The sequence below is a fragment of the Microcoleus sp. Pol11C3 genome, assembly GCF_036701485.1.
Lineage (GTDB): Bacteria > Cyanobacteriota > Cyanobacteriia > Cyanobacteriales > Microcoleaceae > Microcoleus.
The window spans coordinates 39,809-61,935 of record NZ_JAUBQW010000009.1 but is presented as its reverse complement, the minus strand read 5'-3'; the positions used below and the strand labels follow the sequence as shown (position 1 = coordinate 61,935).

The 22,127-nt window shown below is 45.6% G+C and carries 20 protein-coding genes; 11 read left to right on the top strand and 9 right to left on the bottom strand.

Annotated elements, in window-relative coordinates; translation table 11 throughout:
* The first annotated feature begins 258 nt into the window (after nt 1-258).
* The 3 genes from QUA40_RS04435 to QUA40_RS04425 all read left to right on the top strand — a co-directional run bounded on the left by QUA40_RS04435 (nt 259) and on the right by QUA40_RS04425 (nt 4,160).
* The gene (locus QUA40_RS04435; RefSeq protein ID WP_333122097.1) at nt 259-1,308 is read left to right on the top strand and encodes a calcium-binding protein; all 1,050 of its coding nucleotides are present in this window, start codon (nt 259-261) and stop codon (nt 1,306-1,308) included.
* Nucleotides 1,309-1,338: 30 nt separating this feature from the next.
* Entirely contained in the window at nt 1,339-2,436 is a 1,098-nt protein-coding gene (locus tag QUA40_RS04430; protein ID WP_333122096.1) for a calcium-binding protein, read from the top strand.
* A gap of 119 nt (nt 2,437-2,555) precedes the next feature.
* Nucleotides 2,556-4,160 (top strand): hypothetical protein, encoded by a 1,605-nt coding sequence (locus tag QUA40_RS04425; protein WP_333122095.1) that lies wholly within the window; start codon nt 2,556-2,558, stop codon nt 4,158-4,160.
* Nucleotides 4,161-4,377: 217 nt separating this feature from the next.
* On the opposite strand, the gene QUA40_RS04420 is transcribed toward QUA40_RS04425, so the two are convergent.
* A complete protein-coding gene (locus QUA40_RS04420) occupies nt 4,378-4,854 on the bottom strand; it encodes an ankyrin repeat domain-containing protein (protein WP_333122093.1) in 477 nt (158 codons plus the stop codon).
* A 36-nt stretch (nt 4,855-4,890) separates the two neighbouring features.
* Between QUA40_RS04420 and QUA40_RS04415 the strand changes: the two genes are divergently transcribed.
* A complete protein-coding gene (locus tag QUA40_RS04415; RefSeq protein ID WP_333122091.1) occupies nt 4,891-6,171 on the top strand; it encodes a lipid-A-disaccharide synthase in 1,281 nt (426 codons plus the stop codon).
* A 156-nt stretch (nt 6,172-6,327) separates the two neighbouring features.
* On the opposite strand, the gene QUA40_RS04410 is transcribed toward QUA40_RS04415, so the two are convergent.
* Complete coding sequence (locus QUA40_RS04410; RefSeq protein ID WP_333041499.1) at nt 6,328-6,498, bottom strand: YqaE/Pmp3 family membrane protein; 171 nt, start codon at nt 6,496-6,498, stop codon at nt 6,328-6,330.
* Between the two features lie 39 nt (nt 6,499-6,537).
* Nucleotides 6,538-7,482 carry a fused MFS/spermidine synthase gene (locus QUA40_RS04405; RefSeq protein ID WP_333122089.1) on the bottom strand — a complete coding sequence of 315 codons (945 nt, stop codon included), beginning with the start codon at nt 7,480-7,482 and terminating at the stop codon, nt 6,538-6,540.
* Nucleotides 7,483-8,096: 614 nt separating this feature from the next.
* Between QUA40_RS04405 and QUA40_RS04400 the strand changes: the two genes are divergently transcribed.
* Together QUA40_RS04400 and priA are read left to right on the top strand one after the other, a co-directional pair.
* Nucleotides 8,097-9,167, top strand: a complete 1,071-nt coding sequence (locus QUA40_RS04400; protein ID WP_333122088.1) for an ATP-binding protein — start codon at nt 8,097-8,099, stop codon at nt 9,165-9,167.
* A 79-nt stretch (nt 9,168-9,246) separates the two neighbouring features.
* On the top strand, nt 9,247-11,832 hold the full coding sequence (gene priA, locus QUA40_RS04395; RefSeq protein ID WP_333122086.1) for a primosomal protein N': 2,586 nt from the start codon (nt 9,247-9,249) through the stop codon (nt 11,830-11,832).
* A gap of 220 nt (nt 11,833-12,052) precedes the next feature.
* Here the strand turns inward: priA and QUA40_RS04390 are convergent, their stop codons facing one another.
* From QUA40_RS04390 to QUA40_RS04375, 4 genes are all read right to left on the bottom strand, one after another.
* A complete protein-coding gene (locus tag QUA40_RS04390; protein WP_333122084.1) occupies nt 12,053-12,595 on the bottom strand; it encodes an Imm30 family immunity protein in 543 nt (180 codons plus the stop codon).
* 2 nt (nt 12,596-12,597) lie between these two features.
* Nucleotides 12,598-12,996 (bottom strand): hypothetical protein, encoded by a 399-nt coding sequence (locus tag QUA40_RS04385; RefSeq protein WP_333122082.1) that lies wholly within the window; start codon nt 12,994-12,996, stop codon nt 12,598-12,600.
* A gap of 108 nt (nt 12,997-13,104) precedes the next feature.
* Nucleotides 13,105-14,589 (bottom strand): glutamate synthase small subunit, encoded by a 1,485-nt coding sequence (gene gltD, locus QUA40_RS04380; protein WP_333122080.1) that lies wholly within the window; start codon nt 14,587-14,589, stop codon nt 13,105-13,107.
* 39 nt (nt 14,590-14,628) lie between these two features.
* Nucleotides 14,629-15,000, bottom strand: coding sequence for a hypothetical protein (locus QUA40_RS04375; protein ID WP_333122078.1), 372 nt, complete (start codon nt 14,998-15,000; stop codon nt 14,629-14,631).
* Nucleotides 15,001-15,201: 201 nt separating this feature from the next.
* On the opposite strand from QUA40_RS04375, the gene QUA40_RS04370 reads away from it, so the two are divergent.
* From QUA40_RS04370 to QUA40_RS04355, 4 genes are all read left to right on the top strand, one after another.
* A complete protein-coding gene (locus QUA40_RS04370) occupies nt 15,202-16,233 on the top strand; it encodes a sulfate/molybdate ABC transporter ATP-binding protein (protein ID WP_333122076.1) in 1,032 nt (343 codons plus the stop codon).
* Nucleotides 16,234-16,449: 216 nt separating this feature from the next.
* Nucleotides 16,450-18,393 (top strand): ATP-binding protein, encoded by a 1,944-nt coding sequence (locus tag QUA40_RS04365; RefSeq protein WP_333122074.1) that lies wholly within the window; start codon nt 16,450-16,452, stop codon nt 18,391-18,393.
* A 153-nt stretch (nt 18,394-18,546) separates the two neighbouring features.
* Entirely contained in the window at nt 18,547-19,278 is a 732-nt protein-coding gene (gene cysE / locus QUA40_RS04360) for a serine O-acetyltransferase (protein ID WP_445301121.1), read from the top strand.
* Nucleotides 19,279-19,365: 87 nt separating this feature from the next.
* Complete coding sequence (locus tag QUA40_RS04355) at nt 19,366-19,950, top strand: Crp/Fnr family transcriptional regulator (RefSeq protein ID WP_333122072.1); 585 nt, start codon at nt 19,366-19,368, stop codon at nt 19,948-19,950.
* A gap of 121 nt (nt 19,951-20,071) precedes the next feature.
* Here QUA40_RS04355 and QUA40_RS04350 read toward each other — a convergent pair whose 3' ends face one another.
* Nucleotides 20,072-20,350 carry a hypothetical protein gene (locus QUA40_RS04350; protein WP_333122071.1) on the bottom strand — a complete coding sequence of 93 codons (279 nt, stop codon included), beginning with the start codon at nt 20,348-20,350 and terminating at the stop codon, nt 20,072-20,074.
* A 153-nt stretch (nt 20,351-20,503) separates the two neighbouring features.
* On the opposite strand from QUA40_RS04350, the gene QUA40_RS04345 reads away from it, so the two are divergent.
* Nucleotides 20,504-21,625, top strand: a complete 1,122-nt coding sequence (locus QUA40_RS04345) for a sulfate ABC transporter substrate-binding protein (protein ID WP_333122070.1) — start codon at nt 20,504-20,506, stop codon at nt 21,623-21,625.
* Between the two features lie 220 nt (nt 21,626-21,845).
* On the opposite strand, the gene QUA40_RS04340 is transcribed toward QUA40_RS04345, so the two are convergent.
* On the bottom strand, nt 21,846-22,079 hold the full coding sequence (locus QUA40_RS04340) for a hypothetical protein (RefSeq protein WP_333122068.1): 234 nt from the start codon (nt 22,077-22,079) through the stop codon (nt 21,846-21,848).
* Nucleotides 22,080-22,127 lie beyond the last annotated feature (48 nt).

Here is a 22,127-nt window from a genome sequence, read left to right as displayed (position 1 = left end):
CCATCATGGGGAGACTTATTAATTTAAAACTCGGGAGATACAATTGCCATAATTCAGGGAGGAGCCAATCTAAATCTGCAATTGATTGGGATGATAAATCCCTTTAACCCTCCAGCAGTTATCACTTTCCTCGGCGAGAAAGCATAGAGCTGAAGTGCTATAAGACTGTTGGCTAAAATCACCCGATCGGGTAATTGTCTCAGTTATGGATTATTGATAAATTGCATAAACAGCTCATTAAAGCCGCAGGAGGAAAACATGGCTAGTTATGCAATTTTTGACGAAAAATACTACCTTGCTCAATATCCTTGGGTCAAACCAGCCATTGATGCAGGAGTCATCAAATCGGGACTAGAACACTTTCAAAAATTCGGTGAAGCAGGCGGCTTAACTAAAGTATCGCGGTATTTTGACGAAGCTACTTACCTCGCTGGCAACCCAGACATCGCTGCCTTAGTCCGCACCCCCAACAACCCAAACGCCCCTTTTGCAACCGGGCTAGACCACTTTATCCAATACGGTTACGAAGAAGGTCGCACTCGCGTATCGCCTGAGTATGACGAAGCGTTTTATCTCGCAAATAACCGACAGTTACAGCCGTTTATTCAGAACGGAACTTTTAAAAACGGCTACCAGCATTTCATTCAATTCGGCATCAAAGACGGTCAGTTTGGGACTTCATTTTTTGAAACAGAATACTTACAAAAAAATCCCGATGTTCGGCCTTTTGTCGAATCGGGAGCGTTGAAAACTGGTCGGGAACACTACTTCAATTTCGGCAAAAACGATCCAAGCCGCTCTGCGACTTTTATCGGAAGTTCGGGGAATGACATCATTGCCGGTGCTGGGGTGGGGAATGTCGAATTAATTGGAACTGAAGTAGGTTTAGGTACAGGTAATGGCTTTGGCGAGGGCCGAGTGTATGAAGGTGACGGCAGCAATGAATTCGATACTCTCATTGGCGGTAGCGGCCGCGATAAATTCGTAATCGGTGACCTTATAGAAGGCAGTAAGGGGAACCCGGCCGGAATCGCAACTTTCTATATCGGGCCGGGTTTTGCTACAATTCGGAACTTTACCAAAGGTCAGGATAGCATCCAGCTAGGAGATGATTTATCACCTTTCTCAGATCAATTCTTGATATTGCCCATCAACAACAATCGAGATTTAGCTATCCAAAGGAAAGCTTCACCCTTCGATGTTCCCGGAACTGCTCCGTTTGACACACTCGCTGTTATTGAAGGCGGCGGAAATCTCAGTTTGAATCTATTACCAGGAGCTGGTTTTTCGAGATTTTTACTTGGCTAGAAATCTCGAAGCTATTGGGGATTTGCCTGATTGCTGCTGGGGAGTGCGATCGCACCTTCGCAAAATGTGCGATCGCACTTTCCTATTCCGGCAAATCACCAAAGCGATCGCGGTATCTGGCAAGCTGCTGTTGTATTTCCTCAGCTCTTTGTTGTGATTCATCAGCTCTTTCCTGCGCTCTATCGGCAGTTTCAAGCAGCCGACTTGACAAAAATATCGCGGTATTTTGACGAAGATACCTATCTCGCTCAAAATCAAGATATAGCACTGTTTGTTCGCACCGCCAACAACCAAAACGGACGGTTTGCTACAGGCTTAGATCACTTGATCCAGTTTGGTTACGAACAAGGGCGCACGCGAGTATCGCCGGACTACGAGGAAGTTTTTTATTTAAAGCGCCATCCGGAGATAACTCCTTTCGTGCAGAACGGAATTTTTAAATCCGGCTTGCAACACTTTATCAAATTCGGAAAAATAGAAGGTAGGTACGGCACAAGTTTCTTTGAACCACGTTACTTGGGAGATAACCCAGATGTGGCGGCAGTTGTGGAGGCTGGAAGTTTAAAAACTGGTCGAGAACACTATCTAAAATTTGGGCAATTTGAGTCAAATCGATACGGATTTTTTACAGGAACCAACGGTAATGATATCGTCACGGGATTTACAGCCGGAAAAAATCAAATTATCGGACTGCAAGTAGCTTTCGCCGGCCCAAATCCACCTTTTGGCATTAATAAGAATAAGTATGACGCTTTGAACTCGGATGACATCACGAGAGAGCCTTTCCTGACTACCACTGAATTCGATACATTGATTGGCACTTCTGGCATTGATTACTTCGTGCTCGGAGATGCTGTTCCCAACAACCGACGTAGTTTTATCAGCCGGGTAGATTTCTATACGGGCAGTGGGGAGGCCAGGATTGTCAATTTTGAAAAAGGAAAAGATTTTATTCAGTTGGTGGAAAGCTTTAATGGACTGAGTATATTTCCCTCAGGGGTGGACTTATTAATTCAAAAATCGGGAGATACACTTGCCAGAATTCAGGGCGGATCAAATCTAACTCTGCAACCGATTGAGATGATAAATCCATTTAGTCCTCCAGTCGGTATCACTTTCCTCGGCTAGAAAGCATAGAGCTTAAGTGAGATTTGACTGTTGGCTAAAATCACCCGATCGGGTATTGTGTCAGTTACTGATGATTGATAAATTGCATAAACAGCTCATTCAAGCCGCAGGAGGAAAACATGGCTAGTTATGCAATTTTTGACGAAAAATACTACCTTGCTCAATATCCTTGGGTCAAACCAGCCATTGATGCAGGAGTCATCAAATCGGGACTAGAACACTTTGAAAAATTCGGTCAAGCCGGCGGGATCACCGCAGTATCGCGTTACTTTGACGAAGAAACCTATCTAGCTCAAAATCCAGATATTGCTCCCCTTGTCCGTACCGCAAACAATCCAAACGCGCCTTTTGCCTCTGGTTTAGACCACTTTGTTCAGTTTGGTTACGAAGAAGGTCGCACGCGAGTATCCCCTGACTACGACGAAGCGATTTATTTAAAACGATACCCCGTACTTGTGCCGTTTGTACAGAACGGAACTTTTAAATCAGGATTAGATCATTTTGTCCAATTCGGAGCAAAACAAAACCTTTACGCGAACACCTTTTTTGAACCAGAATACTTACTAAAAAACCCCGATATAGCAGCAGCAGTCAATGCGGGACTTTTTAAAACTGGCGGAGAACACTACCGAAAATTTGGACAATTTGAGCCAACGCGCTCGGCTACATTTGTCGGTACTAAAGGCACTGACATTGTGACGGGATTTGGTGTAGGAAAAGTTGAAATCACTGGCGTTCAAGTATCTTTGAATGCAGCGGGCGATAGAGTTTATGAAAAACCTTTTAACTTTACCCCCCCCGTAAACGACACCCTAATTGGCGGTCAAGGTGCTGATACCTTCGTGCTCGGTGTTGGGGATTTTGCCGATGTGAATGGGGGTAATTTTTACGGAGGGGTTAGCAACAGCAACTACGCTACGATTAAAAACTTTAACCCGCAAGCCGATAAGATCGACCTAGCGGGAAGGAGAGGCAACTATCTGTATAACAATACTCCTAATGGAGATTTTAGGATTAGCGTGGTGCCGATTAGGGCTTTTGCACCGGTAGGTATAGTCGAGGGCGGTGCGAATATGCCGTTTCTGGTAAATCAGGGGCTCGATCGCCTAATTTCTTTTGATAAAGTTTCTGTAGTGAATAACTTTTTGGAAGCTGGATATTTAGCAAGCAATCCTGATGTTGCTGCGGCGGTTCAAGCAGGAAGTTTTGCTTCAGGTATCGACCAGTATACAAAAGTTGGGCAATTTGAAACCAATCGATCGGCAACTTTTGTCGGGAGTTCGGGGAATGATATTGTTACTGCTTTTGGTAAGGGAAAAACGACAATTATTGGAGTTGATTTTGATGGCAATTATTCCAGCGACGGTAGCAACGAATTTGATACGTTGACTGGTAGCGAAGGTGCTGATACTTTTATTTTGGCTTATGACAATAATTCGGGTTCTCCTGGTAGCAGCTTCGTCAACAGCACTCAAGAATTGTATTTAGGCCAGGGGGAGGCGCGTATTCGCGGCTTCAATCCCAGTCAGGGAGATGCACTCCAGCTATCAGGCGCACTCAGTGACTATCAAATATCTCCAGTGGGTGCAGATTTAGTTATCTCAAAAGCAGGAGATAGAATTGCAATTCTTGAGGGAAGTGCTGGATTAAATTTGAAACAACAGACATTTCCTAAGACATTTCCTAGCACTGACTTTGGGCCTAGTCCTTTCCTGGTAGGCTAGAAACCTGGTAGATGAAATTTTAACAGGACTTACGCACAGACTTTCAGAAATCGGGTTTAATCAGAAATCGGGTTTCTTGAATCAACCCAATTTCTGAATGTCTGGACGCATGGGGTAATCAGAAACCGGGTTTTTTTACGATAATCATTCGTTATAGTTCACAGATTAGATAAAAAACCCGGTTTCTCTGGCCTTAATTCGTAATTCCTGTGAATAATTAAGATCGATCGCGCGCTAGCTTCAAAACCTCAACCGCATCTTTGTGACCCTCCGAAGACGCCCAAATTAACGCAGTCCAAGTATTATTATCCTTAGCTTTGATATCAGCTCCTTTATCGATTAAAAATTCCACAACTTGAGTGCGCCCGCTGCCTGCCGCACTCATCAAAGCCGTCAAACCAAAATTAGTTTTAGCATTCACATCCGCCCCCGCCTCCAGCAAAAGCTGTACAATCTCGCTATGTCCTGCAGCAGCGGCACTCATTAACGGCGTCCAGCCGTCATTATCCTGGCTGTTTGCCTCCGCACCCGCAGCCAGCAATTTTTTGACGATCGCAGAATTGCCAGCCTCAGCCGCAGTCGTCAAAGCCGTCGCACCTTCCTCATCTTTGGCATTGATATCTGCACGCTGTTCGATCGCACTTTCTACAGCCGCAACATCACCCGTCTTGACGGCATTAATTAAATCTGTCATAAAATCTCCGTTGCATCCTCTCAAATATTAAATCCTATGGCAGTCGATATTTTAATCCTCTCCAACGGCCCCGGAGAATTAGCAACTTGGGTGCGTCCCGCCGTGCAAGCTTTGCGCCAGCAATTGGGAAACGCGGGCACTCAAGCGCGAATCTCTGTAGTGCTGTCCCCCTGTCCGCACGCCACGGGGAAAGAAGCAGAAATCGCCCGTTCCTACCCAGAAGTGGACAGAGTGCAGGCGTCGGAGCATTTTTTGCCATTCTTATTATCGGGCAAAACTGCTGAAAATTGGGATTGGTATGAAACAGGAGTTGTTTTGTTTTTAGGCGGCGATCAATTTTTTACGGTTGTTATTGGCAAAAGGCTCAAATATCGCACTGTTACTTATGCTGAATGGGACGCGCGGTGGTATCGCTGGATTGATAAATTTGCGGCGATGAAACCTGAAGTTTTTGCTAAAATTCCCCAAAAATATGCTAATAAATTTACAGTTGTGGGAGATTTGATTGCGGAAGTAGGCAATCGGAAATTGGGCGGGGCGGGCACGGGGGCACCGCCCCTACGGAAAATAGAACTAATTGGATTGTTACCCGGTTCTAAAGCCGCCAAATTAGCTTTAGGTGTACCGTTATGCTTGTCGATCGCCCAATCCATCCACCGCCTCCGCCCTCAAACTCGCTTTATAATTCCCGTTGCTCCTACCATAGATGTGCAAACTTTAGCAGGTTTTGCCGACCCCAAACAAAATCCTTGCCTGCATTTATTTGAGAACGCCAGCGCCGAACTTCATTTAACAGAACGGCCGTTTTTGCAGACAGCAAATAAGTTGCAAGTAGAACTTTGGACGCAGACGCCCGCCTACGATTTGCTATCAGAATGCAGCCTGTGTTTAACTACTGTGGGAGCGAATACTGCCGAATTGGGTTCGTTAGCTGTACCGATGATTGTTTTGATTCCGACGCAGCAATTGGATGCGATGAAAGCTTGGGACGGATTGCCGGGATTGCTGGCAAATTTGCCGTTAGTAGGTTCAGTTTTTGCTACGGCGATTAATTGGCTAATCTGGCAATTAGGAAAGGGAAAGCTTTATGCTTGGCCGAATATTTGGGCACAGGAGGAGATTGTGCCGGAGTTAATTGGGAAGCTGGAACCCGATGCTGTGGCTCAATTGGCGATCGACTATTTGAGCCATCCTGAAAAATTAGCACAAATGGGCGATCGTTTGCGGGCGGTTCGAGGAAAATCAGGGGCGGCGAAAAAAATTGCTGAATTGGTTTGTGAAGAAATTGAGGTGCAATCTAGTTCTGAGATGAATTAGATTTTTTTATTTTTAACCGCAGATGTAGGCGCTTCGCCTTCCCCAAGGGTACGCGGATTAACGCAGATTTAATACCGATTAATTGGTGAAAACAGGCAAAAGAAAATAAATTTTCTCTAGCCTGTTTATTATCCAAAAACTGGATTTGCCCTCAAGTTAAGCTCGATCGTGCTTAGCAATCACCCAAACAGCGTGAATGATGCCGGGAATAAAGCCCAAAAATGTGAGAACCAGGTTGATCCAAAAATCAGTACCGATGCCGACAGTCAAAAATACGCCCAGAGGGGGAAGAAAAATTGCAGCGACTATGCGAATTAAATTGTCCATCTCAGTTACTCCAAACTACTTTTCTCTTTCAATTTAACTTCACTGACCGACTGAACCTTTCCCGAAAAACTTAGGCGGTGCTGCCATAGTGTAAACTTCGGTTTCAGCACCGATTACCTGCCGCAAGTGACCGGGAACTTGCATCAACCCCAACAGTGTAATTCCGTCGAACATCCGCAACCCGCCAGTTGTTTTCTCGGCGAGTAATTTGTCAGTAACTTCGGGTTCGGGCCGCGTATTTATTTCTTGATTAGAAGCTATCGCAAAACCCCAAGGAGCTCCATAAGTAGAAATAAAGCTGGTGCAGGATTGAACATTGGAGAAAACAGATTTCAGGGTATTTACAATGCGAGCGTGCATTTTCATTTCTGCCGGAGAAACGGGGCCGGCTTGCACTACGAAATATCCGTTAGGTGACATTACGCTGCGAACTTTCTCAAAATACTCCTTGGTAAACAACTGGAAAGATGGGCCTTCTTCAATGGGATCGGACAAGTCAGAAATGACAATATCCCAATCTTTGTCTGTGTTGTCTAAATAGTCCAAAGCATCGCCGATTACTACTTCGCAGCGGGGGTCGTCAAAGGCATTTTGGTGCATTTCTGGCAGGTGTTCGCGGCAAGCTTCTACTACTTCGCCGTCAATGTCGATCATCACGACTTTTTCAACTGTTTTCCAGCGCAGCACTTCTCTAATTGTAGCTCCTTCTCCGCCGCCGAGAACGAGGACTTTTTTGGGTGAACCGTGACAAATCATGGCTGGGTGTACCAGGGGTTCGTGGTACAGAAACTCGTCGCCTGTACAAGATTGCCATTTGCCGTCCAAAACTAAGCCTTTGCCGTAGGTACCGGTCTGAACTACGTACATTTCTTGATAGGCTGTTTTCTTGTAAGCGAGCACCGCGATGATGCCGTGAACGTAAATATCCCAAGGGGTAATGTACTCGCTCATCCAAAAGTCGGCACGAACTTCGCTACCTGACATCAATTACTCTCCAAATATAAACTGCTGTGTCGATGTTGTCACAAGTAGTAGTTATTAGCACAAAATGGTGCGGGTGTGTGAGTACGATCGACACATTGCAGTGAGATTTCGGAGGAATGGTATAGTGTGATTGCGTTCTGGGAGAGAGCAATTAGCTTGTTACTTGAGATTCCTTGTGGGCGATCGCACGCCCAGTTGATCGCACTTTTCCCGTCGCCCCCGGTCGATCGCACTCACATTTAATATTTTCGCTTGGCCTTGCCTACGGGTTTTGTACAACGTTTGTCTGAATCGGGCAATTTTTCGCGCTGTGCCCGCCTTTATAAGTTTGCGATCGCCCTGCTTATTTATCAATAATCGGATGAAAACCCCGCAAATGCGAGAGCGGGGAATACAAGTAGCGATCGGTTTTAACCAGATTTGTTATTAATATGTTGACATTTTGAATGTATATTAGATAAAATTTTTAGATCGACCGAAGTAAAAGGACTGTTGAAATTTTCGGACACAATTGGCTAGGCAATGTGCGCCGAGGTTCTAACTAAGTAAAGGGTGCAACTAAATTTCCTAATAAAACTATTCTGACACTATTTTTAGGTTCAAAATAATAGCCGATGGAACCAACAGACTGGGAAAACCGAATCAAAGAGCTGGAAAAGGAAAATCGAATCCTGCGGAAAAAACTCGAAACTTCGGAAAGCGAACGCAACCAATTAGCAGCCCTTAATCAAAAAATAGAATCTTTGCTAAAAATAGTCACTGAGGAATTTAGAGATTCCGAAAATATTTTAAAAGCAAGAATGTCTACACTAGAAAAAGCTCTGGAAAACCAGCAAACAATGCAGCTCAAATTGATCGAAGCCGAAAAAATGTCGGCGTTGGGAATTTTGGTAGCTGGTATCGCCCACGAAATTAACAATCCCGTCAACTTCATATACGGCAATATTACCTATGTCAATGACTACGCTGGCGACATTTTAAAATTGCTCGCAATGTACCAGGATCGCTATCCCGAAACAGATGCAGAGATTGAAGCTTTTATTGACAAAATTGACCTCAACTTTCTGCGCGAAGATTTGTTGAAAACTCTTTCCTCAATGAAAGTGGGCTCCGAGCGCATTCGTGAAATTGTGCTGACTTTACGCAACTTTGCACGGGTAGATGAAGCAGAAAAGAAACCAGTTAATATTCACGAAGGAATTGACAGCACCTTGTTAATTTTGCAAAGTTTAACTAAAGAAAAACCCGGTCATCCGGCTCTAAAGATTATTAAAACTTATGGAGAATTACCGAAAATTGAATGTTATCCGGGGCAATTAAATCAGGTATTTATGAACATCATTAAGAATGCTGTTGATGCCCTGCGGGAGCAAGACCACAATCGTTCCCTAGGCGAGATAGAAGCCAATCCTAGCCAGATTGTAATTACTACTTCTAGTATGGGCGCAAATTGGGCAAAAATTAGCATCAAAGATAATGGTCTGGGAATGAATGAATCTGTAAAAGGGAAAATTTTCAATCCGTTTTTCACCACAAAACCAGTCGGTCACGGGACGGGATTGGGACTGTCAATTAGCTATCAAATTGTTGTGGACAAACACGGCGGGAGGTTGGAGTGCATCTCCGCAATTGGAGAAGGGACTGAATTCGTGATCGAGATTCCGATCGCCAATTCCCGCAGCTAAGATCGATCGATCGAGCTAAACTGAGGGATAATGAAAACTCCCTTTGACCGCGGCTCCTCCTAGTTTGATGTGCAACCCTATGTCTACTGTCACTTTTGGTTTGTCAACCCCTATAGCGGCAGAGCCCGGGGCATCCTACGGCAGCAGCGAACCGCCACAGCGCCCCACCGTGCGGGCAGAGTGGATCGAGGTATTGGTGGACTCTCCTTTTAGGAGTGCGGGGGACTCTCCTGGGGAGGAAAACAAATTATTTACTTATCGCTTACCTGCGGAACTTACCGTGCAACCAGGGGATATTTTGAGTGTTCCCTTTGGCAGTCAACAGGTAGGGGCGATCGCGATTCGGTTCATTTCTCAACTGCCGCCCGACTTAGATCCGGCGCGGGTTAAAGATGTCGAAGATGTGGTCAGTGCGGGTTTTTTCCCGCCTAATTATTGGGAATTGCTCGATCGCACTGCCACCTATTATTGCACACCTTTAATTCAAGTAATTAGAGCCTCGCTGCCGCCCGGTTTGTTAAGCCGTTCTGTGCGCCGAATTCGTTTAATTAAGGACGCAATTTCTCCGAATGCCGAAACATTTCTCAATCCCTCAGCCAATCAAATTTTGCAATTGCTGCAATCTCAAAAAAACGGCGATTATACTTGGAAATATCTCCAGGGGCAAGTCAAGGGAAGCTATCGGGGATTGCGAGATTTATTGAAACGCGGTTGGGTAGAAAGTTATTTAGAACCGCCCCATCCTCCCAAACCACAACTTAAACCTGCCGTGACATTAATTGCTAGTGCATTTGTCACAGATTTAACCAAGCGCCAACAAGAAGTATTGGAAGTGTTGCGGCGCGGCGGCGGTGAAATGTGGCTGAACGATTTGCTGAGAATTTGCAGTACGAGTTCCTCGGTTGTCAAAGCTTTGGAGCAAAAAGGTAGCGTTGTTATCGATCAAAGGGAAGTGCTCAGGGGCGATCGTGGCATTGCTCAATTACCCGATGCACCCAAAACTTTAACTCATTTTCAAGCTCAAGCTTTAGCGTTTATTAACTCTTTTTCGGGATTCCGTCAAGTGCTGCTGCACGGCGTTACAGGTTCCGGGAAAACCGAAGTGTATTTGCAGGCGATCGCCCCAATCTTAGCCAGCGGTAAATCCGCCCTCGTACTCGTTCCCGAAATCGGCCTCACACCGCAACTTACCGACAGATTCCGAGCCCGTTTTGGGGAGCAAATTTGCGTCTACCACAGCGCCCTATCCGACGGCGAACGTTACGATACATGGCGTCAGATGCTGACTGGAACACCGCAAATTGTCATCGGCACGCGATCGGCCATTTTCGCACCTTTACCTCACCTCGGCTTAATTATCCTCGATGAAGAACACGACAGCAGCTTCAAACAAGACCAACCAGCCCCCTGCTACCACGCCCGCACCGTTGCCAAATGGCGCGCCGAATTAGAAAATTGTCCCCTAATTTTAGGTTCCGCAACGCCAGCTTTAGAGACTTTTGTCGGGACGCGAAGAGATTATTACTCATTACCAACTATCCATTATTTATCATTGCCCGATCGTATTTATTCCCGGCCGATGCCGCCTGTGGAAGTAGTCGATATGCGCCAAGAATTGCGGCAAGGAAACCGCTCGATTTTCAGCGTTTCCCTACAAAATGCCCTGGAACAATTGCAAGAAAGACAACAGCAAGGTATTCTATTTATTCACAGAAGAGGACACAGTACCTTTGTCTCTTGTCGAAGTTGCGGCTATGTGATGGAATGCCCGAACTGCGATGTTTCTCTGTCTTATCACCACGTCGGCGAAGGAACAGCAGAAATATTGCGCTGTCACTACTGCAATCACACGGAACGCCACCCCCAAAACTGCCCGGAATGCAGTTCTCCTTACTTCAAAAACTTTGGTAGTGGCACTCAACGAGTCGAACAGGAATTAACGAGATTGTTTCCAGAATTGCGGGCAATTCGGTTTGATAGCGATACAACTAGAAATAAGGGCGATCACCGCCGATTGTTAACGCAATTTGCTAATGGGGAAGCGGACATTTTGTTGGGTACGCAAATGCTGACGAAAGGGTTAGATTTAGCTGGAGTCACATTGGTGGGAGTTGTGTCTGCTGACGGGTTGCTGAATTTATCGGATTATCGGGCTAGCGAACGAGCTTTTCAAACATTAACTCAAGTCGCGGGCCGTGCGGGCAGAGGCGACGATGCGGGGCGGGTAATTATTCAAACTTACACTCCCGAACATCGGGTTATTCAAGCAGTTAGGCGGCACGAATATACAGATTTTGTAGAAACAGAATTAGCAGAAAGGGCGGCGCTGAATTATCCACCTTCGGGGCGGCTGATTTTGTTGCGGTTAAGTAGTGCTGATGCGGCGGAAGTTGCGGTGACGGCGGTACAATTGGCGTCTATTTGTCAGGAGTATATTGATCGATTGTCTGTACCGGGGTGTGAGTTGTTGGGGCCTGCACCTGCGGCGATTATGCGGGTGGCAAATCGCTATCGCTGGCAGATTTTGCTGAAGTTGCCTTTGGATGAGTCGGTGGATTTGTCGGATTTGATCGGGTTGCGCGATTCCCTTCGGGATAGCTTCGCTTCACGCAGGCCGCGTTCTGTTAGTTTAACTATTGATGTCGATCCCTTGAATTTTGGTTAAAAAATTTGATGGGCTGTGTTGTAATTTAGTTGGTAGGAAAAAATAGAATACCCATATCCCCGACTTCTTTAATAAGTCGGGGATATAACAGCGAGAGCGTTTTACGTTTACAGTCCTGGACGCACTTACTCTATATTTAGGGTGCTTATGGGCGCACCTTACCGCTATTGGTAGTGTGTAAAGCCAATTTTTGCGTAAGTCTTGGTTTAATTAGAGTGACCTACTTATCTTTAGCGACTCCTGCTACTGCTAGCAAATCAGAAAGGTCTTGGAATTCTGGTTTGACTAAGCCTAATTGCTCCCGCAAATAGACAATTAATTGATTCGGAGGAATTTCTTTAAGATATTGTTCTAAAAGGTCAGCTAATTCTTTTGGTAGCTCAATAGTTTGTTTCATCAGTGAGCTTTGGCTGTCAACAGCAGACAAAATATCTTGATAACACGCACGCGCCGACTCATCATTTAGGATGCGAGCGTGGATAATTTTCGTCCATTCCGGTGCGGAAACGATTAACTGCGGAACCGCATTAATAAATGCTTGAAGTTGCTTTTTTACGTCAAAAGACTCTAGAAAATGGATGAGACTAAACATGACTTCCGGGTGCTGACATTTGTCATCTAAGACTAGATGCAGTTCTCGCAGATTTTCTATTGGTGAGTTTTTGGCAAGTTCGGCTAGAGCATTCTCAAATGCAGCGACTTCCTCATCGGAACGCATCAATCTATTAGTTTCTAAAACGTTAATTAATGAATTATGGCTCATTATCAAACCCTCCATTTATCGAAAACACCTTGCCACGCTAACTTGTTTTGCTGAATGACTTGCTGTAAACCCCGCTTAATTTCTGGGGTGTAAAGTCCTTGACAGAGATAAATCGATCGCACATCCCAAACTTCACGAGCGAGAGCCTGTCTTGGTAATATATTTAAGTTAGGGGATTGTCCATAGGATAGCGTTTCTCTGTGGCGACCGCCCATTCCTGGTGACAAATGCTCCATCATCATTGCTATCCCTTTGTTTCTGGTGTAAGCAGGCACTTTTGCTTCCATAAACGCATTTGATGGTATGTGATGTGGCGTCAGGTTATCGCCTCTACATCCTTTTTTGAGTAATTCACTATAAGTACCGACAGCACCCTCACCCGAAAGTAATGAATTTGGCATAATTGGGGTTAATTCTGTAATAAGTTCGTAGTAAGGACTTTAGTCCTTAAATCCGAGTTTGAAAAGACTGAAGTCCTTACTACAAACCAATGCGTCAACCCGGTTGCTTTAAGGCAAATCAGTGCTCCCCATCAAATAAAGGTCGCACTCCCGCGCCACGCCGCGCCCTTCATTAATCGCCCAAACCACCAAACTTTGTCCCCGGCGACAGTCCCCTGCGGCGAAAACTCCCGGAATGCTGGTTGTATATTTTTCGTGCTCGGCTTTCACGTTGCTGCGGGCGTCCCGTTCCAATCCCAGGGCATCCAGCAAGGGCTGTTCCGGGCCCAGGAAGCCCATCGCTAGCAACACAAGCTGCGCCGGCAACACTTTTTCCGTGCCCGGGATTTGGTTCGGAATGAACTGCCCTTTCTCGTTTTTCGCCCACTCAACCTCAACGGTGTGCACAGCTTTGACATTGCCGTTTTCGTCGCCCTCGAACTTTGTCGCCGTGGTGAGATAGCCGCGGGGGTCATCGCCGAATTTGGCTGCTGCTTCTTCTTGGCCGTAGTCGAGACGGTAGACTTTTGGCCATTCCGGCCAGGGATTGTTGGCGGCGCGTTCCGAGGGCGGTTTGGGCAGGATTTCTAGCTGTACCAGGCTTTTGCAGCCGTGGCGGATGGAGGTGCCCACACAGTCGGTGCCGGTGTCGCCACCGCCGATGATCACGATATCTTTGCCTTCGGCGGAGATGAAGTTGCCGTTTGTGCTCTTGTCTAAAACTGCTTTGGTGTTGGCTGTCAAAAAGTCCATCGCGAAGTGGACGCCTGTTAATTCCCGCCCTTCGATGCCTAAGTCGCGGGGTTTGGTGGCGCCGGTACAGAGCACAACGGAGTCGTATTCTTTTAGCAGTTGTTCCGCTGGTAAGTCTTTGCCGACTTCGGTGTTGCAGACGAATGTCACGCCTTCGTCTTCGAGGACTTTCAGGCGGCGCATGACGACTTGTTCTTTGTCTAGCTTCATGTTGGGGATGCCATACATTAGCAGGCCGCCTGGTCGATCGGCTCTTTCGTATACTGTTACCCAATGACCGGCTTTATTTAGTTGCGCGGCGGCGGACAAACCTGCGGGCCCGGAACCGATCACGGCGATTTTTTTGCCGGTGCGTTTGGCTGGCGGTTCGGCGGTAATCCAGCCTTCATCCCAGCCTTTGTCGATAATCGAGGCTTCGATGTTTTTAATCGTGACTGGCGGGTTGTTGATGCCGAGCACGCAAGCGCCTTCGCAGGGTGCGGGACAGACGCGGCCGGTGAATTCCGGGAAGTTGTTCGTTTTGTGGAGTCTGTCTAGGGCTTCTTTCCACAGTCCGCGATATACTAGGTCGTTCCATTCGGGGATGAGGTTGTTAATCGGGCAGCCGCTTGCCATGCCGCTGATTATTGTCCCCGTGTGGCAAAACGGAATGCCGCAATCCATACAGCGCGCGCCTTGGCTGCGGAGTTTGTCCTCATCCATTGGCAGGTGAAATTCGTCCCAGTTGTGGACTCTTTCGACTGGTGAGAGTTCTGAGGGTAATTCGCGCAAGAATTCGATAAAGCCTGTTGGTTTTCCCATAGTGGTGTTCTGGTTAGAATTTACTATTCTGGTAGTTTGTCAAAGCTGAAGCCTGTATGGTTCTGAACTAACTATTGTCATATAAATTGTGGGCGATCGCAGTTCAGATTGAGCAATTGTACCTGAAATCTTCAATATCGCCGGGACTCGCGAATTTTTGGGAGTCAGGGAATATCGATCGACAGCAAAAAAACCGGGTTTTTTACAAAAATTAAAGGTTTTGATGCCGTATTTTCGGAAAAAACCCGGTTTCTGCATAATTTCACCATTGCGGCCCACCAGTTCCCCCGTTAAATGCAACTGCTGGGCCGCGATTCTAACCCTGATGCCAATACGGTTGGGATCAGACCGTCCCGAACGCAAAACGAGAGTGAAAACAGATACTGCGATTGATTCGTTCCTCGCAATCACAAAAAAAGCGTTAACGCTAGCGGGTTAACTCGGAGGGCCCGCCAGCGTCTACTTTCAAGCGCAGTCCCCATCGGTAGGCTCTCGAAATACAATACAAAAAGTTACAAGTGTTGCAAAATATAATTTTCAGGATATACTACTGTAAATCTGTCTGGTATTCGGAGTTAACATCTGTAGCTCCTAAAATAGGTAAATAAACTCATGAGCATTACAGTTCAGAACGTATCGAAACACTTCGGCTCGTTCCACGCAATTGACAACGTGAATTTGGAAATTAAAAAGGGATCTTTAGTCGCGCTGTTGGGGCCTTCCGGTTCGGGGAAATCGACTCTGCTGAGGATGATCGCGGGGCTAGAACCGCCGGACAGCGGTCAGATTTACCTGATCGGTGAAGATGCTACTCATCAGTCGGTGCAGGATAGGCATATCGGTTTTGTGTTTCAGCACTATGCTTTGTTCAAACACATGAGTATTCGGAAAAATATAGCTTTTGCGATGGAGATTCGCAAAGTTCCTAAAGGCTCTATTAGCAGGCGGGTTGATGAACTGTTGGATTTAGTGCAGTTGAACGGTTTGGGCGATCGCTATCCTTCGCAACTTTCCGGCGGCCAGCGGCAGCGGGTTGCTTTGGCCAGAGCTCTAGCAGTTCAACCAAAAGTGCTGCTACTAGACGAACCTTTTGGAGCATTAGATGCTAAAGTCCGCAAAGAATTGCGCTCGTGGCTGCACAACCTTCACAAAGAAGTTAACATCACCACAGTTTTTGTGACTCACGACCAAGAAGAAGCTATGGAAGTAGCCGATGAAATTGTGGTAATGAACAAAGGTAGAGTGGAACAAGTTGGAACTCCTGCTGAAATTTACGACAAACCAGCATCAGCTTTTGTGATGAGTTTTATTGGACCAGTCAATGTACTGTCGAATGCTCCGGGTTTGTTCGCCAGCAACGCCACAACGCCTCGCCATAATGGAGCCGCTCATTCGGAAGTAGTGTTTTTGCGCCCCCACGACGTGGAAATTAAAACTAAGCCGGAGTCGGGTTTTTCATTAGCAACAGTCAGCCGCATCATTCATTTAGGGCGGGAAATACAAACCGAGTTAGTGTTAGAATCCGAGCAGGTAGTAACAGCTTACGTGAGTCGCGAGCGCTTCGATTCTCTACAGTTAACGCGAGATCAGCAGGTTTACGTCAAGCCCAAACACGCGATGACTTTCCCTGCTTATTCAATTTAAATCAGCGACTGCATCTTACTCAAAATACTATCCGGGATCTTCTACAAAACACTCCTCCCACATCGTTACCAGGCTCGTGCCTGGTAATGCTGTCTCGTGGCTCTAAATCGGAGGCCAAGTCTCCTGAAATTCATTCCCAGGCAGAGCCTGAGAACGAGAAAAACGAGAAATCCCAGGCCGAGGCTGGAAGAACTAAAAAAAAGATAGGTGAAGAATATGACTGCTAACAAATTCAAGAATGTAGCAACTAGCACTTTACTTAGTTATCGCCGTTACCTCCAGGCAGGATTAACACTTTGTGCAGGATTGGGACTGTCTGCGATCGCCTCTTCAGTTGCGTACAATTGGGAATACAAATCCATGCAAGCCGAACTGCAAGATCGGCTGGACAAAATAGCTACAGACATTCAGAGAGATGTTAGCGGCAATTTAGAAATAATTCGTGCTGCTGGAGCATTTTATAGCGTAGTTGACGGCTCTAACAAACCAGAAATTAAGACATTTGTTGGTTCGGCCCTCTACCGCCATCCGAGCCTGAAGGCGATCGCTTGGCTGCCCCGTGTTTCTGACTCTCCGCAATTCCTGACAGAGGAAATAGATTTAAGTTTAGATTTAACGGCCAATAGGGTAGCGTTAGAAAACGCCACAAAAAGACAAGAAATTACCGCGACTGACCGCCAAAAATTGCCATCACAAAACCCCCCAAGCTTCTTCGTCTTTCTGCCAATTTTTAGTCAAACGTCTCCTGGCGATACCCCAGCATTGTCGCAAAATTTACCGACGAGAAATCCAGAAAATTTGAAAGGTTTTACTCTGGGAATTTTGCTCATTGATGCTATTTTTAAATCGGCTTTACAGGAAACCCAACTTAACTTTGTTAACGTGTATCTTCAAGATGCTATGGCTCCTGAAGCCGAAAAATTTCTCGCTTTTTACGAAGCGAAGACTAAAAGAATAATTACTGACGAAAACATTAAAAATCAACTCTATATTGGGGAAAAAACTTACTGCCCGGACGGCAGCAGTTGCACCCGAATTCTCAATATTGAAAATCGCAGGTGGCTGCTGCAACTGCGGCTAACGCCAGAGTACATTAATCCTCTAAGATTTTGGCGCTCTTTGACTGTTTTAATATTAGGGACTATCTTAAGTTTTGCTGTGACACTCTATCTAATGAGCTTGTTGAATTATACCGATAAACTTGAAAAAGTAGCAGCAGAACGCACGGCTAAATCTAAACAGCTAGAGCAAACGTTGCAAGAATTGCAGCAAACTCAAACTCAACTGATTCAGCAGGAAAAAATGTCTAGTTTGGGTTTATTAGTTGCTGGTGTAGCCCACGAAGTTAACAATCCTATTAGTTTTATTTACGGCAATATTCAACACGCCAGCGCATATAGTAGCGATTTGTTGGAGTTGGTAAAACTCTACCAAAAACACTATTTATACCCTCCATCGGAAATTTCAAAGTATTTAGAAAATATTGACTTTGAATTTCTCAGTAAAGATTTGCCCCAACTGCTGTCCTCGATGAAAATAGGAGCCGATCGCATTGTTCAAATTGTCAAATCTTTGCGTAATTTCTCTCGCTTAGACGAAAGCGAAATGAAACCTGTCAACATCCATGAAGGCATTGACAGCACTCTGCTAATTCTGCAAAGTCGCCTGAAACCTACAGGCGATCGCCCGGCGATCGAGATTGTTAAAAATTACAGCCATTTACCTTTAGTAGAGTGCTATGCCGGACAATTAAATCAGGTGTTTATGAATATTCTGGCTAATGCGATCGACGCCCTTGAGAGTTACAACCTCGATCGCGGGCCCGAAGCAGCGAAAGGCAATCCGATCGCGATCGCAATAACCACAGAATATTCAAGTCCCGATAAAATAATTGTGCGGATATCCGACAATGGCCCCGGTATGGCAGAAAATGTCAAAAAACGGCTGTTTGACCCGTTCTTTACGACTAAACCTGTGGGAAAAGGGACAGGATTGGGACTGTCAATCAGCTATAAAATTATCGTAGAAAAGCACAAGGGTGCGCTGCGCTGCGATTCGACACCGGGATTGGGGACGGAATTCTCGATCGAGATTCCGCTGCAGCAAGAAGCCAGACAAGCTGTACCGTTTGTTTCGCGGAAAATATCGGAGGCAGCTTAGAAAAGGCTGGGGAAAAATTTTTTTCTCATTAACTACTGTAATTCGGTCGGATTATAGTAATATATGTAATAATGCCACAATCAATACTGCTTTATGCAGCTTAAACCGTCCGCACTGCCGATACTGTATAACCCAAACACGGCGAGACTAAATATGTTCAGTGACTTGCAAATTATTTACGAACGCGACCCTGCGGCGCGCAACTGGCTGGAAGTATTATTTTGCTATCCGGGACTGCAAGCACTTTTTTTGCACCGGACAGCAAACTGGCTTTATTCGGCTGGTCTGCCGTTTGTACCGCGCTTGATTTCCCAACTGAGTCGGTTTTTAACAGGTATTGAGATTCACCCAGGTGCGAAAATTGGTAGAGGGGTGTTTATCGACCACGGCATGGGGGTGGTAATTGGCGAAACTGCGATCGTTGGAGATTATGCTGTAATTTATCAAGGAGCGACCATTGGCGGCACGGGCAAAGAAATAGGAAAACGGCATCCAACGCTGGGAGAAAATGTAGTGGTGGGAGCCGGTGCTAAAGTTTTAGGCAATATTCAAATTGGCAATAATGTTCGGATTGGTGCGGGTTCGGTAGTGCTGCGGGATGTCCCTAGCGATTGCACAGTTGTGGGAATTCCCGGTCGCATCATCCCTCGGAAAAAGCAGGTGGAAGATGCTCTAAATTCTCAAGGAATACCGGACTTGGAAGCTCAAGCGATTCGAGCTTTGTTCGATAGAATTAAGGATTTAGAAGAGCAGGTTGCTTTTTTGAAATCTCAATTATCTCCGCTCAAAACAACTGAATCAGAGCCAGCAGAGGTCAAAAAACATGAATTATTTCTGTCTTCTGATTTATTCATTACACAGTTTTTAGACGGCGCAGGAATCTAGTAAAGCTTTAATTTATATAGATTTTTGCCAACCACACTATCCTGCTGTCATTGGACAAAATAACTTTTATTCTTTCAGTAACTGGCTATGACTATTGCTTCTCTTTCGACTAAAACTTTTGATGAAACGAGCCGACATATATTTTCTCGTCGCTCGCGCTTGCCCAACAGGAGCAATGCTCTGTGGCGAATTGAAACAGGAGTAGTGCGAACTGTAACATGGCTTGAAGATGGCACAATTATCACCTTGGGATTGTGGGGGCCTGGTGATACGATCGGCAAACCGATATCAAAATGCGATCCTTTTCAAATTGAATGCCTCACTAAAGTCGAAGCAATTTTACTATCGGGCGATCGCTGGCTAAATAGAGATATTTTGCTAAATCACATTCAGCAGGCTGAAAATTTCATGGTAATGCGAGGTTACAAAAGAGTTGATTTTATGCTCTATCAACTATTAACTTGGCTGGCTAAGAGGTTTGGTTCTGAGGTAGAGCAAGGACATCTGATCGATATGATTTTAACCCATCAGGACATTGCAGAAATCATCGGTACAAGTCGCGTAACAGTCACTCGCACCCTCGGTCATTTTGAGCAGCAAGGCTTGATCGATCGTCTGCCGCTCCACCAGATTATTCTACAACCTTCCGAGGTTTGGCACTACGAAATATAAAAGGTTATTAACTCTTAAGAGTTAACTGTTAACCTTTTCAACCCCAGATATTGTATCATCTTTATTTCACAAAAACTTCTATGGAGTTTGTGACATATTTTTGATTGCCTTTGGAGCGCTGCTAGCTTTTGGCTGCAATCTCGGCGCTTTTTTTATCGGCATTGCTTCCATCAGTTGACACCGTGGGCTGTCGATTGCTGCTGATGAAGTGGCTAGTGTTACGGGAGTTAAAGTGCGATCGCTCCTCCGACTCCAGAATTAAGCAAGCAACAAAATACTGTTCACCTATAGACATTAAGTATTTAATCGTGTAGTCTGTTAAATAAAGTAGAGAGAGTTGGCGCTCACTCCTTGAGTGCGAAGCCCAAATGCGGGCAAAAAACTCTCTCAATAGTGTCATTGTTACCATTGGCAAAAATTCGTGCCCTAGCGAAATCTTATAGATATTCCTGGCAAATATAATCGGATTGCATTTGCACTGCTTGCCAGCGCATTACGTTAAGTTTTGCGCTCAATTCACCAGAAACTCAAACAACAAAAGGAACTCTCCTTAATGTGGTATCATCGTCGAAAAGATAGAATTTTGTTGCCATCGGGAAAAAAGAATCCTGCGGCAGATTTTTCTCTGAAGCCAGCAAAGTTGTTGGAATCGTCCCTGTTCAAAGTTTTTACTTTCTTTTTTGCAATAGGTTTAGGCTTGAGCTGGTTAATCCCTCAGCCTGCAATCAGCCAGCAACCTAAAGATGTCGAACTTACCTTAGTTTCCTTTGCTGTTACCAAATCCGCCTACGAAAGAATCATTCCCGGCTTTGTGGCGAAGTGGAAACGAGAAAATAACCAGAATGTCAAGTTTAGCCAAAGCTACGGCGGTTCCGGTTCCCAAACTCGTGCTGTGATTGATGGTTTGGAAGCTGATGTAGTGCATCTATCCCTGGCTTTCGATACCGATCGCATCCAACAAGCTGGTCTAATTAAACCGGGTTGGGAACGAGAAGTGCCAAATAGCGGGATTGTTAGCAAATCAGTCGTAGCATTAGTAGCGCGGCCGGGAAATCCCAAAAAAATCCAAGGCTGGGCAGATTTAGCCAAACCCGGTATCAAAGTAATTACTGCTAATCCCAAAACCTCTGGTGTCGCGCGCTGGAACTTCTTAGCTTTGTGGGGTTCCGTAACTCGAAACGGAGGAAACGAACAAGCAGCCCGCACCTTTGTCAGCCAGGTTTATAAAAACGTGCCAGTGCTTCCCAAAGATGCCCGCGAAGCGTCAGATGTCTTCTACAAACAAAACCAAGGGGATGTGCTGATCAACTATGAAAACGAAATTCTGTTGGCGAAACAGAAGGGTGAAACCGAACCCTTCGTCATCCCCCAAGTCAATATTTCCATTGACAACCCCGTCGCTGTAGTCGATAAATACGCAGCTAAACATGGAACTACTAAAGTAGCGGAGGCTTTTGTGAAATATCTTTACACGCCGGAAGCTCAGCAAGAATTTGCTAAGGTGGGTTTTCGGCCTGTTAACTCGACGGTAGCCGGACAATTTAGCAGTCAGTTTCCCAAAATTGGCAAACTGTTTACAGTCAGCGATATGGGTGGCTGGAAGGGGGCGCAAAGCAAGTTCTTTGCTGACGGTGCAATCTTCGATCAAATTCAGAATGGTCTGGGCAACAGATAATTTGTAGCGAATGTGCGTTAATTAAATTTTCTCATCGACTCGTCAATAAGTTTAAAAGCAAGTGCGACGATCGCACTTGCTTTTTTATTTATGTGAATTTATTTCTTCTCACTGCCAACAGATGCGATATCTCGCACCTGTTAACTGCCGTTAAGTAGGTGAGTATGAATAAACTTAACGATGAGACAGCATATATCCGCCTACCTACTTAGCAGTTACTTTAAGGGGGCGGTATTGCCTCTAATATACTCGCTCCCTGCAACATTTGAGACTTTCGGGATCTACCCGCTTCTGGGTATTCCCAAGACGGTGCAAAGGGCGGAACCAAGAATGAGCAAGCTTTCCACCCACCCTGTACCCCCACGCCGAGCATCAGGCAGTTTCCGCCCCTGTGCCCGTGCTGTTCGTAATACCGACAGTGACGACAGCTTAAACCTACATTTACGTTGCTCACGGGATTTCTCCAACCGTTTTTGTAATAAAAATATCTTAACACCTGTAC

Bases quoted from the DNA above. Each gene is read 5' to 3' on its own strand.
- QUA40_RS04435 (WP_333122097.1), top strand. From the start codon at position 259: ATGGCTAGTTATGCAATTTTTGACGAAAAATACTACCTTGCTCAATAT.
- QUA40_RS04425 (WP_333122095.1), top strand. From the start codon at position 2,556: ATGGCTAGTTATGCAATTTTTGACGAAAAATACTACCTTGCTCAATAT.
- QUA40_RS04420 (WP_333122093.1), bottom strand. From the start codon at position 4,854: ATGACAGATTTAATTAATGCCGTCAAGACGGGTGATGTTGCGGCTGTA.
- QUA40_RS04415 (WP_333122091.1), top strand. From the start codon at position 4,891: ATGGCAGTCGATATTTTAATCCTCTCCAACGGCCCCGGAGAATTAGCA.
- QUA40_RS04410 (WP_333041499.1), bottom strand. From the start codon at position 6,498: ATGGACAATTTAATTCGCATAGTCGCTGCAATTTTTCTTCCCCCTCTG.
- QUA40_RS04405 (WP_333122089.1), bottom strand. From the start codon at position 7,482: ATGTCAGGTAGCGAAGTTCGTGCCGACTTTTGGATGAGCGAGTACATT.
- QUA40_RS04400 (WP_333122088.1), top strand. From the start codon at position 8,097: ATGGAACCAACAGACTGGGAAAACCGAATCAAAGAGCTGGAAAAGGAA.
- priA (WP_333122086.1), top strand. From the start codon at position 9,247: ATGTCTACTGTCACTTTTGGTTTGTCAACCCCTATAGCGGCAGAGCCC.
- QUA40_RS04390 (WP_333122084.1), bottom strand. From the start codon at position 12,595: ATGAGCCATAATTCATTAATTAACGTTTTAGAAACTAATAGATTGATG.
- QUA40_RS04385 (WP_333122082.1), bottom strand. From the start codon at position 12,996: ATGCCAAATTCATTACTTTCGGGTGAGGGTGCTGTCGGTACTTATAGT.
- gltD (WP_333122080.1), bottom strand. From the start codon at position 14,589: ATGGGAAAACCAACAGGCTTTATCGAATTCTTGCGCGAATTACCCTCA.
- QUA40_RS04370 (WP_333122076.1), top strand. From the start codon at position 15,202: ATGAGCATTACAGTTCAGAACGTATCGAAACACTTCGGCTCGTTCCAC.
- QUA40_RS04365 (WP_333122074.1), top strand. From the start codon at position 16,450: ATGACTGCTAACAAATTCAAGAATGTAGCAACTAGCACTTTACTTAGT.
- cysE (WP_445301121.1), top strand. From the start codon at position 18,547: ATGTTCAGTGACTTGCAAATTATTTACGAACGCGACCCTGCGGCGCGC.
- QUA40_RS04355 (WP_333122072.1), top strand. From the start codon at position 19,366: ATGACTATTGCTTCTCTTTCGACTAAAACTTTTGATGAAACGAGCCGA.
- QUA40_RS04350 (WP_333122071.1), bottom strand. From the start codon at position 20,350: ATGACACTATTGAGAGAGTTTTTTGCCCGCATTTGGGCTTCGCACTCA.
- QUA40_RS04345 (WP_333122070.1), top strand. From the start codon at position 20,504: ATGTGGTATCATCGTCGAAAAGATAGAATTTTGTTGCCATCGGGAAAA.